The following is a 12316-nucleotide window of genomic DNA, read 5'->3' on the forward strand; positions in this document are numbered from 1 at the left end:
ATTTACTTTTAATAAGCCACAAAAATACAATATTTCTGCTAAAATTAAAGCCAACAAAAAAGTCTGTTCCAAATTAGAAACAGACTTTGCCAAATTTTAATTTAACACTATTTTTTTTCGGTCGCATTTACCACAATTTGAACGGTGATATCATCTTTTATCAGGCCATTTGCCACAGGCATTTGGAATTCTACGCCAAACTCTTTTCTGCTAATATCTTTCGGCTGTGTTGCAATCATCACATTTGCTCCGTTAATTTTTACGTTTGCGTTGAATTGAACAGGTTTTGTAATGCCTTTAATCGTTAGATTTCCATCTAAAACTGTGTTGTAATCGCTTCCTTCTGGCGCATCAGAAACTTTTGTAATTTCGTAGGTTGTAGTAGGATATTTTTCCACATCAAAGAAATCAGCGCTTTTGAGATGACCATTTAATTTATTCAGATTTTCTGCATCATCTTTTAAGTCAACACTTGTAAGCGTTGCCATATCTGCAACAAATTTTCCGCTTTCTAATTTATTATCCTTTATCGTAACTTCACCACTTTGTAGGTCAATAGTTCCAATGTGGCTTGTGTTGTCGCTTTTAACCACTTTGTAGCCTTTCCATTCAATCTTACTTGTTGCGTTATCAACTGTAAAAACTTTACCATTTTTTGTTGTAGAAACTGCAGAAATTTCACTTTCAACTTTTTTATCTTCCTTGCAGGCATAAATTGTGAGAAGCGAAAAACTCGCCGCAAAAAGAATAGAATTTTTAAATTTCATATTTAATGTTTTTGTGTTTTTATGAGTAGCAAAATTAACGTTTTTTATATCATCTACAAAAGTCTTATTTTTGCAATATGCTTTTAGAAATTAAAAATCTGCACTTTTCGCATCAGCCCGAAAAAAAACTCTTTCAAAATCTAAATTTAAAGATAGAAAAGGGCAAAATAATCGCTTTGGCTGGTGAAAGTGGCTGTGGAAAATCTACCTTACTCAATATTATTTATGGCCTTTTGCAGTGGGAAAAAGGAGAGATAATTCTTGATGATGTTCAGCTTTTCGGCCCTAAAAAAAATATCGTTCCAGGTGAGGCTGATATCAAAATGGTAGCACAAACCTATGATTTAATGCCATTTGCAACCGTCGCCGAAAATGTAGGAAAATTCTTGTCTAATATCAATTTAAAGGAGAAAAAAGAAAAAGTGCGGCAACTTTTAGAAGTAGTCGGGATGACTGAGTTTTCTGAAACTTTACCAAAATATTTAAGCGGAGGACAGCAGCAGCGCGTGGCGATCGCGAGAGCATTATCTCAAATGCCAAAATTATTGCTTCTAGATGAGCCTTTTAGCAATCTAGATTATTCGCGAAAAATAGAATTGCGTGAGAAATTATTCACTTATGTAAAAGAAAACCAACTATCTCTCGTCATTTCCACGCACGAAATTCAGGAAATTATGCCGTGGACCGACCGATTAATTATCTTAATGGAAGGCCGATTAATACAAAATGACGATCCAAAAGAAACATATCAAAACCCTTATAATGAGTATGTTGCAAAATTATTTGGTGAAGTAAATGTTTTTTTGAACGAAGAAAAAGAAAATTTTAATCTCAACAAAAATTTCTATTTTCCGCAAGAAATAAAAATTGCAGAAAATGGATTGGAAGCAGAAGTTTTAGATAGTCGTTTTGCAGGAAATCATTATTGGAATAAAGTAAAATTAATGGGAAAAAATTTAGTGATTTACTCCGATCAAAAATTAAATGGAACTATATTTTTAGAATTTCCTTAAATATTTTGCGATTTTTTTTTAACCACAAATTCACAAAGAATTTCTAAAAAAATGAAAAAGAAAAGTCTATAAAGATTAACATCGAAACATTTTTACATGCTTTATGTTCTTTTTGATTTTCTAAGTTTGGAAATGATACTTTGTAATTTTGTGATAATAAAACTACGCTTTCTTTACAAACTCAGATTTTAAAGCCATCGAACCGAAGCCATCAATTTTGCAATCTATGTTGTGATCAGAATCTGGGCGAAGTCTAATATTTTTTACTTTCGTGCCGGCTTTCACTGGTTTTGGCGCGCCTTTCACTGGTAAATCTTTCACTACAACTACAGAATCGCCATTTTGCAATTCGTTTCCATTGGCATCTAAAATTTTATCTTCTTCAGACGTTTCACCTAGTTTCCATTCGTGGAAACATTGGGAACAAACCATTATATCGTCTTGTTCGTAAGTAAATTCTGATTGGCATTTCGGGCAAATAATTGGGTCGCTCATGGTTTTGGTTGATAGTTGACAACAAAAGTATGAAAATTTTTTATTTTGAAAATTTAAGATTTTGGATGTGAATTAACCTTGTCAAGGTTTTGAACCTTGACAAGGATAGTTGCGTGAGATTTTAAAGTCTGTTTTTTCTATTTGTTGATTCTTTTCAGAACCTTATCAAGGTTGTGAACCTTGACAAGGATAGTTGCGTGAGATTTTAAAGTCTGTTTTTTCTATTTGTCGATTCTTTTCAGAACCTTGTCAAGGTTTTGAACCTTGACAAGGATAGTTGCGTGAGATTTTAAAGTCTGTTTTTTCTATTTGTTGATTCTTTTCAGAACCTTGTCAAGGTTTTGAACCTTGACAAGGATAGTTGCGTGAGATTTTAAAGTCTGTTTTTTCTATTTGTTGATTCTTTTCAGAACCTTGTCAAGGTTTTGAACCTTGACAAGGATAGTTGCGTGGGATTATTTCCGAGAACTTTGTGAGGGTTTTTTTCATTTTTATTAACGATTTCATCCATAAACGCGCATTAGAGACGACGTTAAAATTTTAGATAAAATTGGTTTTCGCGAAAAATTAAATTCTGAATTTAACTCTGATAAAGTTCTAAACTAAAGTAAAGTTTTAAAAAATTCTGTTGAAAATTGCGATAAACCGCGCCCCGACCTGAGTGGAGCTCTCCGCCGCGGCGGAAGCGGGAACGGAGGGCGGAAAAGGCGCCCAAAAAAAATAGTAAATAACCATTCTACGAATTCAAAAACGCATGAAAATAATAAAAATTAAAGCCGTATTTTTGCAAAAATTTTGATATTATTAAGTCTTATTCTTAATTTAAAATCTAAAATTTAAAATTTAAAATTCAAGAAATGGAACTTATACACAGAAATTTACTCATAGGAATTCACGATGCTTTGCAGGAAACCTTTTTTGGCGAAAGAAAATACGCCGATAAAGTGATTGAACGCCTTTTAAAATCTCATAGAAAATGGGGAAGCGCCGATAGAAAAGTGGTTTCGGAGATTTTTTATAACATTATCCGCTGGAAAAAAAGGATAGAATATTATATGGGCGAAAATGCAAAACCCGATAATATTTACAAAATGATTATCGCCTATTGCCTTTGGAGCAAAACGCATTATAAAAAATTTGAGGAATTTGATGGCATAAAAGTAGCGGACGTTCTAACTAAATTAAAGAAAGGAAAAGTGCCTTCCAAAGCCTTTGAACACTCCATTCCTGATTGGTTGGTAGAAACTTTCGAGATGGAATTGGGTGCAAATTGGGAACGCGAAATGACGGCACTGAACGAACAAGCACCCACGGTTTTACGTGCCAATACGCTTAAAACTACGGCAAAAGAATTAATTTCGGATTTAAAAGATGAAGAAGTGATTGCTTTTTCGATTAAAAATTATCCGGATGCGGTGCAATTGGAAGAGAAAAAAAATGTGTTTTTAACGACCGCTTTTAAAGATGGTTTGTTTGAAGTTCAAGATGCTTCTTCGCAAAAAATTGGTGAATTTTTAGACGTTCAAGAAGGTCAAAGAGTGGTAGATGCTTGCGCCGGAGCGGGTGGAAAAACATTGCATTTGGCTTCTTTAATGAAAAATAAAGGTCAGATCATCGCTTTGGATATTTATGCTTGGAAATTGGCAGAACTTAAACGCCGCGCCAGAAGAGCAGGCGCACAAAACATTGAAACACGCTTGATTGAAGACACAAAAGTCATCAAAAGATTACACGGAACTGCCGATAGATTGCTGATTGACGCGCCATGTTCTGGTCTCGGAGTTTTGAAAAGAAACCCAGATTCTAAATGGAAACTCGACCAAGATTTCTTAGACAGAATCAAAAAAGAGCAGCAACAAATTTTGCAGGATTATTCTAAAATCATCAAAAAAGGCGGAAAAATGATTTACGCAACTTGCTCAATTTTACCTTCTGAAAACCGCGAACAAGTGGATTTATTTTTGAAAAATAACGCTGATTATGCTTTGGTAAAAGAAGACAAAATAATGCCTTCGCAAGGTTATGATGGGTTTTATATGGCTTTGATAGAGCGGAAATAGTAGATTCAACTTTAAGGAAATGAATTAGAATTGAATTAAAATAATATGAAAAACAATTGGGACGAAAAATTAACTGAAGATGAAGTTGTAAAAATACTTTCTGAACAATTAGAAAAAGAAGGTTGGGAAATCATTAATCAATGTTTTGGTCAGACAAAAGGACACGATATTGAAGCAGAAAAAAATGGGAAAACATTAATAATTGAAGCAAAAGGTGCAAAAGCCAATTCTTATTCGCCCACCAAGAAAAGAGATTTTTTTGATAGTAACCAAATAAAATCTCATTTTGGAAGAGCATTAGTGAAAATTATGTCCGATTTAAATAAAAATCCAAAAAATATTTACGGAATTGCGCATCCAGATGACGAATTGATAAAAAAAACAATTGGAAATATTGTTCCACAATTAGGTAAGTTAAATATTAACCATTATTGGGTAAAAAAGGATGATAAAATATAGGGTTAAAGGAAATTTCTTATCTGAAAATAGGAAATATCAAGAAATTTGTTCTGAATATTTTACAGATGATAAAAATGTATTTGCTGCAAGGAAAAAAGCATATAATTATTTTAATAGTTTTATAAAATTATTGGTAGAAGATTTCAAAATTGATTTTAATAAAACTTTTCAAAATGAAACTTCTATTATCGTAAATAATGAAACAATTGATTTAAAATTTAATTATGGTTTAGCGATTCAATTTACTTTTGATGAAATTGAGTTTTATGAAATTGATTATTTTGGAATTTATGATTCAAATTTCTATGATGCAATTGCATTAGGATTGTCAATGGAAATGGAATTTTATAAAGAAAGTAAATTTGATATAGAAAATCCAAAAACAATAACATATTGTAATAAACAAGAATGGGAAGAAGGTTACACGGAAGACGAGCCAACTACTTTTGATATTTTAGAAACTTCTTTTGATTTTAGTGATAAATCAGACGCATATTGGTGGTTAACTTTTAAAGAAAAAGAAGATTTAATTAAAGAAAAAGATTTAATTAAATCTTCCTTTAAACAAGGCGAAAATTCTTTTGTAGAATATAAACCGGCATTATTATATAACTTTAAAACAAATTCAGCATCAATTGGAGTAAAAAATATTATTGCAAAAGTAATTTGTAGTTTTCTAAATTCTAATGGTGGTATTTTATTTATTGGCGTAAATAATGAAGGAGAAATAGTAGGATTAGATGATGATTTTTCATTGAGTAATAAAGAAGATAAATTTGATTTTTTCAGATTAGAGTTTGAAAATTTATTATTTCAATTTTTTGATAAAAGCGTATATAATTACATAATTGCAGATTTTAATTTCGATTATGAAAAACCATTTTTTTCAATAAAAGTAAAACCAAGTGATGTTCCGTTTTTTTTATTAAATAAACGAGATGAAAAAAAAGAATTTTATATCCGCACAATAACATCAAGTGTATTAATAGAGGATCTACAAGAATTAGTTAATTATTGCTTAATTCATTGGAATAAGAATTAAATATTTTAAAATATAAATTCTAACGTAATACATAAAAATAAATTTTCATTTCTCCTTTGTAATTGTAAATTTGCAACTTAAAATTAAGAATAAATAGAATAAATAGATATGTGCGGAATTGTATGCTTGTTTGATGCAAAGCAAAAAACAGAAAGTCTAAGACCTCAGGTTTTAGAAATGTCAAAAAAAATTAGACACCGTGGTCCAGATTGGAGCGGGATTTTTCAAAATGAAAAAACTATTTTTTCCCATGAAAGATTAGCAATCGTAGATCCTACTTCTGGGAAACAACCTTTATTCACAAAAGACGGAACTGTAGTTTTAGCCGTAAATGGCGAGATTTACAATCATAAAGAATTACGAAAAGAATTTCCTGATTATGAGTTTTTAACCGAATCTGATTGTGAAATCATTTTGGCTTTATATAAAAGAGACGGCAAGGATTTTTTAGATAAATTAAACGGAATTTTCGCCTTCGCACTTTATGATACCGAAAAAGATATTTACTTAGTTGGAAGAGATCACATGGGAATTTGCCCATTATATCAAGGTTGGGATAAAAACGGAAATTATTTTGTCGCTTCAGAACTAAAAGCGTTAGAAGGCGTTTGCAAAACGATCGAAACATTTTTACCAGGACATTTTCTTTACAGCGAAGATGGTTTTGAATTGCAGCAATGGTACAAAAGAGATTGGGAAAATTACGACAATGTAAAAGATAATGTTACGGATATTTCTGCAATCAGAAAATCTTTGGAAGACGCCGTTCACAGACAATTGATGAGCGACGTTCCTTACGGCGTGTTGCTTTCTGGTGGTTTAGATTCTTCAATTATTGCCGCAGTAACTGCAAAATATTCCCGAAACAGAATTGAAAGTGGCGACACTCAAGAAGCGTGGTATCCGAGATTACATAGTTTTGCGGTTGGTTTAGAAGGTTCACCGGATTTAGTTGCCGCGCAAAAAGCAGCCGATCACATTGGTTCTGTTCATCATGAAGTTCACTTCACCGTTCAGGAAGGTTTAGATGCAGTTCGTGATGTGATTTATTATTTAGAAACTTACGATGTTACGACTATTCGTGCTTCTACGCCGATGTATCTTTTGGCGAGAGTGATTAAATCTATGGGAATTAAAATGGTACTTTCTGGTGAAGGCAGTGATGAACTTTTTGGTGGTTATTTGTATTTTCACAAAGCACCAAACCCGCAAGCATTTCATGAAGAAACAGTCAGAAAATTAGGAAAATTACATTTATACGATTGTCTTCGTGCCAATAAATCTTTGATGAGTTGGGGAATTGAAGGCCGCGTTCCGTTTTTAGATAAAGAATTTATGGATGTTGCGATGAACGTGAATCCGAAAGATAAGATGATCAACAAAGCCGAAGGAAAAATGGAAAAATGGGTTTTGAGAAAAGCCTTTGAAGATTTGCTTCCAGAAAGTATTGCTTGGCGACAAAAAGAACAATTTTCTGATGGCGTTGGTTATTCATGGATTGATTCTTTAAAAGAGGTGGCTGAAAATGAGGTGACAGATGAAATGATGGCCAATGCGAAATTCCGTTTTCCTTTAAATACGCCTCAAAATAAAGAAGAATACAGATACAGAACTATTTTTGAAGAACATTTCCCAAGTGAAACGGCGGCAGCAACTGTTCCTTCTGTTCCTTCTGTGGCTTGTTCTACACCAATTGCGCTAGAATGGGATGAAGCGTTCAAAAATGCCAACGACCCAAGTGGTCGCGCTGTAAATGTGCATGACGAATCTTACAAAGCCTAATTTGATAATTAATTATTAAAACTTTAAAAAAAAACCCGTTTTTCAGAGCGGGTTTTTTGTTTTCTCTATCATCGCAAATTTATTTATCTAATAAAAAAAAGACCGAATTATTACAAAAATCTTAATTTTGCTGCATGATAAAATCGAATCTCGATCCAGCTGTAAAAAAATATTTGCCATGGATTTTGGCGACTGCGTTTTTTATGCAAATGTTAGATTCTACGGTGCTTAACACTGCTTTACCGGCAATTGCTTTAGATTTTAAAGAATCGCCGCTCAATATGCAAAATGCCATTATCAGTTATGTTTTGACCTTGGCTTTGTTTATGCCTGTGAGCGGGTTTTTAGCAGATAAATTTGGAACTAGAAAAATTTTTATTTTATCGCTAATTTTGTTTAGTCTTGGTTCATTATTTTGTGCACTTTCTCACAACCTAGATCAAATGGTAGTTTCGCGCGTGATTCAAGGTTTAGGCGGCGCCTTGATGACGCCTGTCGGAAAATTGGCTTTGATAAAAGCATTTAACAAATCTGAATTACTAAAAGCCATGAATTTTGCCACAATTCCTGCTTTAATCGGGCCGGTTTTGGGACCTTTAGTTGGTGGTTATTTGGTGGATTATCTTTCTTGGCATTGGATTTTTATCATCAATTTACCAATCGGACTTTTAGGAATTATTTTGGGCATCAAATTTTTACCAAATTATGTGTCAAAAATCACGCATTTCGATTTTAAAGGGCTTTTAATATTCGCTTCCGCCGCACTTTTACTTTCAATTTCTTTAGAATTAATGGGTAAAACCAAAAATCTAAGTTTTATTTTATTGATTTTTATTTTAGGATTTCTCCTTCTTTACTACTATTATAGATATGCGAGAAAGACAAAAGATGTCATTTTTCCTTTAAATTTATTTCTTGTCAGAACTTTTCGTGTGGGGATTTTAGGAAATTTAGCCTGTAGATTAGGAATCAGTTCTATTCCACTTTTGATACCGTTTATGATTCAGATTGCTTACGGACAATCGGCCGTAGTTTCTGGGTGGATTGTGGCACCGATGGCTTTAACGGCAATGTTCGGGAAATCTGCTGTAATATCAATTTTAAATTATTTTGGCTATCGAAATACGTTAATGTTCAATTCTTTTATCATTGGTTTTTTAATTTTAACAATGGCAATACCGGGAATTAATACGTCTATTTATTGGTTTTTACCATCAGTTGCGGCTTTAGGATTTTTTAATTCAATCCATTTTACGGCGATGAACACCATTGCAATTGCAGATTTAAGAAATGATCAAACTAGTAGTGGAAATTCTTTACTTTCTGTAAATCAACAAATTGCGATTGGTTTTGGGATTACGATTGGATTAGCGATTTTAAGATTTTATCAAAATATAGAAAGCATAGAAATCCACGAAGCGTTTAGAAATACTTTTTTAACTATAGGAACTTTAACGGTTCTTTCCGGTTTTGTATTTCGACGTTTGCACTTTCGTGATGGTGATAATATGAAATCGCAATAACAAAATTTGATAAAAAACAAATAGCGATTGGCTATTCTATCTTAAAAGAAAAATCAAATAATTATTTGCATTTATTTAAGAACAAAAGATTTTTGCCGGTTATTTATTTCCAGCAATTTAAAGTTAAACAAAAATTCTGATCTATAAAAATTATTTTTGGACGTCCGCTTTCAACCATAATGCTAATTTTTAACGCGAAGAACGCAAAGATTTTTAATGATTCTCTGTCTAAATCATGTTTTTAAGGTTGCAAAGGCGTTTGACTTCGTCGAATCTTTGATTTCACTTAGCAAAGACCTTAAACAATAAAAAACATTTATGATGAATCACAGACATAAAGTAAATTATTTCACCAATAAAACGCTTCCAAAAACATCTGCATTTTTATAGCCTTCATCATTGTTTTGACCGTGCGATCTTTTAGAGCCCATAAAATTTTCTCTCGTTTTGTTCCCATCATTATCTCCATAACTGATCGAAAATCCTAGATTTTTGCCAAGAAAAAGTTTTACTGGTTTGTTACTATTTGAGTCTTCGGAAAAATTTTTATCATAAATTTTTACTGCCATTTCCCAAGTGTATTTATTGTTTTCTTTTGATATTTTTACCTTGATATTGTTATCTAAAAAAATAGGTTTTTTCTTCACGCCAAAGTCTATAATATGTCCTTCTGTGGTAACATGATAAGCAAATGCTTGGTGGTTGTATTGGTGATCTCCACCAGATTTATCCTCGTCTAAAAATACTTCTACACAATCACCTTTCCAGTAATTTTCCATCCCATCTTTTAATGTTGGGTTAAGATAATCGTCAGTAATTTCTACCAAAATATAAAGATAATTTTTATCCCATGCCAATTTAAATTTACCATAATAATCTTCTGGATTTACAGGTTTTCCCATCCATAAATAATTCATGCTATACCATGGTGATTTTCCCCAAATAGGTTCTTTAGCAAAACCGTCTACTAAAATTGGATGTTTTGTTTGATGAGCTTCAAAATTGCCTTCATCTTTAGAAATTACTAAATCAGAATTTTCAAGACTAGACTTTTTAGCATTCAATACTTTTGCATTACTACAGTTTGTTGTAAAACATAAACTACTGCAAATCAATAGTAAAACCCTAATATTTAATTTAATTTTTTGTAAAATAGCCACTATATTTTTTTTTACGAAGTTAAGTTTTATATGTTTTATCTTTTGTGAAATTAGAAAATTTATTTCTTAAAATTAAGATTCTTGTCTTTTTCCTAACCAAATAATTGGGATATTTTGCAAGAAAAAATTAAGTTTAAAAATGTTTAAGATTATTCTGTCCTTCGAAAATTTTACCGCAAATAATAGTCGCAACTACTCAACCAAAGATTTTCGAAAAGCATTCACTTTAGAATTTTCTGTGGTTTTTTTGTTGCTTTTTTTAGGTTTACAGTTGCAGAAGTTTCTGTAGTTTTTGGCTAATTTTTTTTTTGCTACCTTTAATTGTTATTAAACTTAAAACGCCTAAAAACTATTTTTTTTCATAATCAAAAACATATTTATTATCTAAAAATAAGCTTAAAAAACTATATTTGGGGTAATTAAATTATGAAAAAATGAAAACCGGAAGATTAGAAGCCTTTAGCGATGGCGTTTTAGCGATAATAATTACCATTATGGTTTTAGAATTAAAAGTTCCAGAAGATGGTACATTTCAAGCATTAAACCATCTGATTCCGAAATTTATATCTTATTTGCTTAGTTTTATTTATGTCGGAATTTATTGGAATAACCACCACCATTTATTTCAAATCGTGGAAAAAGTAAATGGCAAAATACTTTGGGCTAATTTAACATTGCTGTTTTTTCTTTCATTAATTCCATTTTCTACTGCTTGGATGGGTGAAAATCATTTTGAACAAAACACAGTTGCAGTTTATGGCATAAATCTTTTTCTGTGTGCAGTTTCATTTAATATTGTGCAAAAAGCAGCAATGGATTCTGAAGGAAAAGATTCTCTAATTGCAAAGGCTATTAAGAATTATACAAAAGAAATGGCTTCTACAGCCCTTTATTTAATTGGTATCGCAATTTCTTTTTTTTATCCGAAAATTTCACTAATTTTATTTTTTACAGTCGCAATAATTTGGCTGATTCCTGATAGACGAATAGAAAAACAAGTAAAACATTAGCAATGAAAAAACACGAATATCACAACGGAGAAGTTACTATTATTTGGCAACCCGATCTTTGCATCCATTCCGGAATTTGCGTAAAAACGCTGCCAAAAGTTTATCATCCAAAAGAAAAACCTTGGGTAAAACCTGAAAATGCAAGTACGGAAGAAATTTTAGCACAAGTCGCAAAATGCCCTTCAGGAGCATTAAGTATTAAAAAATAAAAATTAAAAAATGTTGCAAATAGAACATAAAAACAATCAAAATTTTGGTGAATTTTACGCCCGTTATGATGGCGAAATAGCAGGTCTCATGCAATATGAGTGGCAAAACTTTCTTACCTTTATTATTGTACACACTGAAGTTGAGTCAAAATTTGAAGGAAAAGGAATTGGCAAACATCTGCTTGCTGCTGCAGTAGATTTCGCACGAACAGAAGGTAAAAAAATAAAAGCATCTTGTCCTTTTGCTAAATCGTTGTTAGAAAAAGATGAATCTGTGAATGATGTTTTTATTAAAGATTAATTTTACTCTCTTAAAAAAAATTAAAACAATGAAAACTAAATATTTCTCCATCGCAGTATTGATGGTAATATCAACTTTACATTCTTGCAAAAAAGAAAAACCAAAAGAAAACGAGCAACAAGCAGCCATCCAAAAAGACTCAACTGTAGTAAACCCAATGGCCCACGTGATGGATTATGAAAATAATCTGGCGAAAGATTCTCTCGCTGCCGAAACACCAATAATGCACGATAAAGATGCAATTACATTAAATTCTTTAGTAGAAGGCAGTAAAGAAAAAGCCTATCTGGTTTTTAATGAAGACCAATCGAAAGCTGAAATATTTTTGTCCAACCAAAAAATTGGGACCATTCTCAACCGAAAAGGCACCGAAGGAAATTACACTTGGACGGACGGAAATTATGAATTAATTTCTTGGAAAGGTTATGTTTTAAGAACTTTAAAAGATGCAAAACCACTTTTTGGAGGTGATTCAATGTAAAAAAATTTCAAAAT

At 31.9% G+C, this 12316-nt stretch carries 13 protein-coding genes; 10 read left to right on the top strand and 3 right to left on the bottom strand.

Annotated elements, in window-relative coordinates; genetic code table 11:
- Positions 1-107 precede the first annotated feature (107 nt).
- Positions 108-767, bottom strand: coding sequence for a YceI family protein (locus C4S29_RS03175; RefSeq protein ID WP_103912666.1), 660 nt, complete (start codon positions 765-767; stop codon positions 108-110).
- Between the two features lie 77 nt (positions 768-844).
- Between C4S29_RS03175 and C4S29_RS03180 the strand changes: the two genes are divergently transcribed.
- A complete protein-coding gene (locus tag C4S29_RS03180; protein WP_103912667.1) occupies positions 845-1780 on the top strand; it encodes a sulfate/molybdate ABC transporter ATP-binding protein in 936 nt (311 codons plus the stop codon).
- A 162-nt stretch (positions 1781-1942) separates the two neighbouring features.
- Here the strand turns inward: C4S29_RS03180 and C4S29_RS03185 are convergent, their stop codons facing one another.
- Complete coding sequence (locus C4S29_RS03185) at positions 1943-2275, bottom strand: zinc ribbon domain-containing protein YjdM (protein ID WP_103912668.1); 333 nt, start codon at positions 2273-2275, stop codon at positions 1943-1945.
- An 857-nt stretch (positions 2276-3132) separates the two neighbouring features.
- On the opposite strand from C4S29_RS03185, the gene C4S29_RS03190 reads away from it, so the two are divergent.
- The 5 genes from C4S29_RS03190 (at position 3133) to C4S29_RS03210 (ending at position 9141) form a co-directional block, all read left to right on the top strand.
- Positions 3133-4335 carry an RsmB/NOP family class I SAM-dependent RNA methyltransferase gene (locus tag C4S29_RS03190; protein WP_103912669.1) on the top strand — a complete coding sequence of 401 codons (1203 nt, stop codon included), beginning with the start codon at positions 3133-3135 and terminating at the stop codon, positions 4333-4335.
- A gap of 45 nt (positions 4336-4380) precedes the next feature.
- Positions 4381-4794, top strand: a complete 414-nt coding sequence (locus tag C4S29_RS03195) for a hypothetical protein (protein WP_103912670.1) — start codon at positions 4381-4383, stop codon at positions 4792-4794.
- Positions 4781-5836, top strand: a complete 1056-nt coding sequence (locus C4S29_RS03200; RefSeq protein WP_103912671.1) for an AlbA family DNA-binding domain-containing protein — start codon at positions 4781-4783, stop codon at positions 5834-5836. Before C4S29_RS03195 ends, C4S29_RS03200 begins: the two co-directional genes overlap by 14 nt.
- 108 nt (positions 5837-5944) lie before the next feature.
- Positions 5945-7618: an asparagine synthase B gene (gene asnB / locus C4S29_RS03205; protein ID WP_103912672.1), complete on the top strand. Its 1674-nt coding sequence runs from the start codon at positions 5945-5947 to the stop codon at positions 7616-7618.
- A 134-nt stretch (positions 7619-7752) separates the two neighbouring features.
- Positions 7753-9141: an MFS transporter gene (locus tag C4S29_RS03210; protein ID WP_103912673.1), complete on the top strand. Its 1389-nt coding sequence runs from the start codon at positions 7753-7755 to the stop codon at positions 9139-9141.
- Between the two features lie 344 nt (positions 9142-9485).
- Here the strand turns inward: C4S29_RS03210 and C4S29_RS03215 are convergent, their stop codons facing one another.
- On the bottom strand, positions 9486-10301 hold the full coding sequence (locus tag C4S29_RS03215; protein ID WP_221405506.1) for a sugar-binding protein: 816 nt from the start codon (positions 10299-10301) through the stop codon (positions 9486-9488).
- Between the two features lie 434 nt (positions 10302-10735).
- On the opposite strand from C4S29_RS03215, the gene C4S29_RS03220 reads away from it, so the two are divergent.
- From C4S29_RS03220 to C4S29_RS03235, 4 genes are read left to right on the top strand one after another with little or no spacing between them, the layout of a single operon-like run.
- Positions 10736-11311 carry a TMEM175 family protein gene (locus C4S29_RS03220; protein WP_103912675.1) on the top strand — a complete coding sequence of 192 codons (576 nt, stop codon included), beginning with the start codon at positions 10736-10738 and terminating at the stop codon, positions 11309-11311.
- 2 nt (positions 11312-11313) lie between these two features.
- Positions 11314-11520 (top strand): (4Fe-4S)-binding protein, encoded by a 207-nt coding sequence (locus tag C4S29_RS03225; RefSeq protein WP_103912676.1) that lies wholly within the window; start codon positions 11314-11316, stop codon positions 11518-11520.
- A gap of 10 nt (positions 11521-11530) precedes the next feature.
- The gene (locus C4S29_RS03230; RefSeq protein ID WP_103912677.1) at positions 11531-11821 is read left to right on the top strand and encodes a GNAT family N-acetyltransferase; all 291 of its coding nucleotides are present in this window, start codon (positions 11531-11533) and stop codon (positions 11819-11821) included.
- A gap of 28 nt (positions 11822-11849) precedes the next feature.
- Complete coding sequence (locus tag C4S29_RS03235) at positions 11850-12302, top strand: hypothetical protein (RefSeq protein ID WP_146063247.1); 453 nt, start codon at positions 11850-11852, stop codon at positions 12300-12302.
- Positions 12303-12316: the final 14 nt, after the last annotated feature.

This window comes from Halpernia humi (assembly GCF_900108025.1).
GTDB lineage: Bacteria > Bacteroidota > Bacteroidia > Flavobacteriales > Weeksellaceae > Halpernia > Halpernia humi.

Bases quoted from the DNA above. Each gene is read 5' to 3' on its own strand.
- C4S29_RS03230 (WP_103912677.1), top strand. From the start codon at position 11,531: ATGTTGCAAATAGAACATAAAAACAATCAAAATTTTGGTGAATTTTAC.
- C4S29_RS03185 (WP_103912668.1), bottom strand. From the start codon at position 2,275: ATGAGCGACCCAATTATTTGCCCGAAATGCCAATCAGAATTTACTTAC.
- C4S29_RS03175 (WP_103912666.1), bottom strand. From the start codon at position 767: ATGAAATTTAAAAATTCTATTCTTTTTGCGGCGAGTTTTTCGCTTCTC.
- C4S29_RS03180 (WP_103912667.1), top strand. From the start codon at position 845: ATGCTTTTAGAAATTAAAAATCTGCACTTTTCGCATCAGCCCGAAAAA.
- C4S29_RS03190 (WP_103912669.1), top strand. From the start codon at position 3,133: ATGGAACTTATACACAGAAATTTACTCATAGGAATTCACGATGCTTTG.
- C4S29_RS03220 (WP_103912675.1), top strand. From the start codon at position 10,736: ATGAAAACCGGAAGATTAGAAGCCTTTAGCGATGGCGTTTTAGCGATA.
- C4S29_RS03225 (WP_103912676.1), top strand. From the start codon at position 11,314: ATGAAAAAACACGAATATCACAACGGAGAAGTTACTATTATTTGGCAA.
- C4S29_RS03210 (WP_103912673.1), top strand. From the start codon at position 7,753: ATGATAAAATCGAATCTCGATCCAGCTGTAAAAAAATATTTGCCATGG.
- C4S29_RS03195 (WP_103912670.1), top strand. From the start codon at position 4,381: ATGAAAAACAATTGGGACGAAAAATTAACTGAAGATGAAGTTGTAAAA.
- C4S29_RS03200 (WP_103912671.1), top strand. From the start codon at position 4,781: ATGATAAAATATAGGGTTAAAGGAAATTTCTTATCTGAAAATAGGAAA.
- asnB (WP_103912672.1), top strand. From the start codon at position 5,945: ATGTGCGGAATTGTATGCTTGTTTGATGCAAAGCAAAAAACAGAAAGT.
- C4S29_RS03235 (WP_146063247.1), top strand. From the start codon at position 11,850: ATGAAAACTAAATATTTCTCCATCGCAGTATTGATGGTAATATCAACT.